Raw genomic sequence first — 2,633 nt, 5'->3', positions numbered from 1 at the left:
GCATTAATTATGTTTGAGATTTTATTTAGTATTTGTCTAGGAATAGGGCTGGCAGCAAGTGCTGGTTTTAGAGTTTTTATCCCTTTATTATTTGCAAGCATTGCCGCATATTTTGAAGTCATACCACTGAATGAAAGCTGGCAATGGGCAGGAAGTTTAACAGCTGTTATCGTTCTAGGAGTTGCCGCGGCCGTGGAGTTACTAGCTTATTACATTCCTTTTGTAGATAATTTGCTCGATACGATCTCAGTTCCACTAGCTGCGATCGCAGGAACAGTAGTTATGGTAAGTGTTGCTGCAGACATGAATCCTGTATTTACTTGGACTCTCGCCATAATCGCTGGTGGAGGAACCGCAGCTGCGATTTCTACAACCACTTCTGCTGCTCGAGCCACAAGTACTGCTGCTACAGGTGGTTTAGGCAATCCCGTCATAAGCACCGTAGAAGCTGGTTTTTCCAGCGTTCTATCATTTTTATCCATTGCTTTTGCACCGCTTGCCGTTATCGTGGTTTTTTTCTTGTTAATAGGAATGAGAAAACTATACAAGAAATTATTTAAGAAGAAAAAGGATGAAGTAGTTGTTGGGTAATTCCGCTTTCGCGAAAGCGAGATAACCATTAAAATTAAACTGGACTGACTAAAATCTATAAAGTATAGAGTCTGAATTAATTTCAAATAAGATTAAGACAGTTGCCCAAGAAATATTTAAGAGAAGATCGAGTAGGAGTAGAGGAAGTATTAAATTTGCTCAAAGATCAGGAGTTCTAATTAAAGAGAAATCCTAGTTATTTTGATAATCTAATTAGCAGCCATCTTGAAAAAAATAGCCGTAATTCCAGCACGTTTTGAAGCCAGTAGATTTCCTGGTAAACTCATGAAAGACCTATGCGGTAAATCTGTGATTCTACGTACTTATGAAGCAGCTTTACACACTGGGTTATTTGATCAAGTACTGGTCGCTACAGATAGTGATTTGATATATAAGGAGATCGTTGAGAATGGAGGAGAAGCGGTTATGAGTCATAAAACTCATGAAACTGGAAGTGATCGAATTGCAGAGGCTGTTGAGAATTATGAAGCAGACATAATAATTAATGTTCAAGGAGATGAACCTTTTACAAATAAAGCTGATCTCGAAAAACTAATAGAAGTATTTGAGCAGGATGTAAATAAAGAGATCTCGCTTGCGTCATTAATGCATGAGCTGCTAGATACTCAAGACATTAATAATCCTAATAATGTGAAAGTTATAACCGATCTGGAAGGAAATGCATTGTATTTTTCAAGGTCAGCTATTCCATTTGCTCGCGATGAATCTATTAAACAACCCATTTTTAAACATATAGGTATATACGCTTTTAGAAAACAAGCCTTGATTGATTTTTACAATCAATCACCGACGCCGCTGGAATTAGTAGAAAAGATCGAGTGTATTAGATATCTAGAACATGGTAAAAAAATTAAGATGATTAAAACAAATCATCTTAGTATAGGGATAGATACACCTAGTGATCTTGAAAAGGCTAGATTAAAATTTAATAATCTAGACAATTAAAAATTTAATTATAGATTTGATGTAAGATTATTAGTAAAAAAAAAATGTCTTTAGATTGCAATCCCTACAGGAAGCATATCTTTATATTTTAAACGGTATTTTCTAACAAATCCTGCAATTTTAGGATGTGTAGGCACGACTTTTAATTCTTTTACGTTTCTTATATCTTCAAAAACAGCAGTTAAGAACTCATCTCTGAAATCATTATCAAATTCATAATCTTCCGGGACGATATATTTTGTAAGGAAAATTTTTCTTTCTTGTTGCGCATATTCAATCGTTGCTAAAACGTCACCTTTGCGACACTCGTACTGACGTAAAAATTCATTATCAGTAACTTCTAAGGTACTTGTAGAATCCATATTCATTATTTTAACTCCATTCATTATCTACATAAAGTAGAACAACACTATTAAATAAAGTAATATTATGGTAGATTAGTGATAAGAGTAAAATTTTCTCTTTATATCTTGCAAAGATAGTCTAAAAATAATATGCTTTGCATACTATAAATGTTAAAGCACGCTGCAAAAAGAGAATATAGTTTTATGAAACAAGTTTATTTCATGCCAGGAATGGCGGCATCTTCCTTGATTTATGAAAATATACAGCTACCAGAAGATGATTTTAAAATGCACTTTCTTGAGTGGATTATTCCTATCAAAAAGGAGAGCTTATCTTCCTATGTTGCTCGTTTAATTAAGAATATAAAACATGAAAAACCAGTTCTTGTAGGCGTCTCTTTTGGTGGAGTGATCGTACAAGAAATGGCTAAGCATATAGAGGTAGAAAAACTGATTTTGATTTCTACAGTTAAGTCTAACAAGGAGTTTCCTAGAAGAATGCGTTTTTCTAAGACTACTGGATTGCACAAACTCTTACCTACTGGTTTGGCTCAAAATATTGACGTTTTGAGTAAATATAGCTTTGGAATAGCGCCAAAGAAAATAGAGATGTACAAGAAATACCTTTCAGTAAACAGCCCTATATATTTAGATTGGGCACTTGACACTATAATGAATTGGGATCAAGAAGAGCCTGTTGCAAACTGTATACATATACATGGTGATGAAGAT

Annotated in this window: 4 protein-coding genes; 3 read left to right on the top strand and 1 reads right to left on the bottom strand. The window is 34.3% G+C overall.

The window, feature by feature from the left end:
* Together A9Q93_RS11810 and kdsB are read left to right on the top strand one after the other, a co-directional pair.
* A partial coding sequence (locus tag A9Q93_RS11810; RefSeq protein WP_369674708.1) for a DUF4126 domain-containing protein occupies positions 1 to 591 on the top strand: 591 nt, incomplete at its 5' end.
* A gap of 225 nt (positions 592 to 816) precedes the next feature.
* Positions 817 to 1,557, top strand: coding sequence for a 3-deoxy-manno-octulosonate cytidylyltransferase (gene kdsB / locus A9Q93_RS11805; RefSeq protein ID WP_303687611.1), 741 nt, complete (start codon positions 817 to 819; stop codon positions 1,555 to 1,557).
* Positions 1,558 to 1,607: 50 nt separating this feature from the next.
* Here kdsB and A9Q93_RS11800 read toward each other — a convergent pair whose 3' ends face one another.
* On the bottom strand, positions 1,608 to 1,919 hold the full coding sequence (locus A9Q93_RS11800) for a GNAT family N-acetyltransferase (protein WP_303687610.1): 312 nt from the start codon (positions 1,917 to 1,919) through the stop codon (positions 1,608 to 1,610).
* Positions 1,920 to 2,105: 186 nt separating this feature from the next.
* Between A9Q93_RS11800 and A9Q93_RS11795 the strand changes: the two genes are divergently transcribed.
* On the top strand, positions 2,106 to 2,633 hold a 528-nt coding region (locus tag A9Q93_RS11795; protein ID WP_303687609.1), incomplete at its 3' end, for an alpha/beta fold hydrolase.

This window comes from Nonlabens dokdonensis (genome assembly GCF_002162835.1).
GTDB classification, from domain to species: Bacteria; Bacteroidota; Bacteroidia; order Flavobacteriales; family Flavobacteriaceae; genus Nonlabens; species Nonlabens dokdonensis_B.
This window is presented reverse-complemented; position numbering and strand designations above follow the sequence as displayed.

Excerpts from the sequence above, each read along its gene's own strand:
- A9Q93_RS11800 (WP_303687610.1), bottom strand. The coding sequence starts at position 1,919 with ATGGATTCTACAAGTACCTTAGAAGTTACTGATAATGAATTTTTACGT.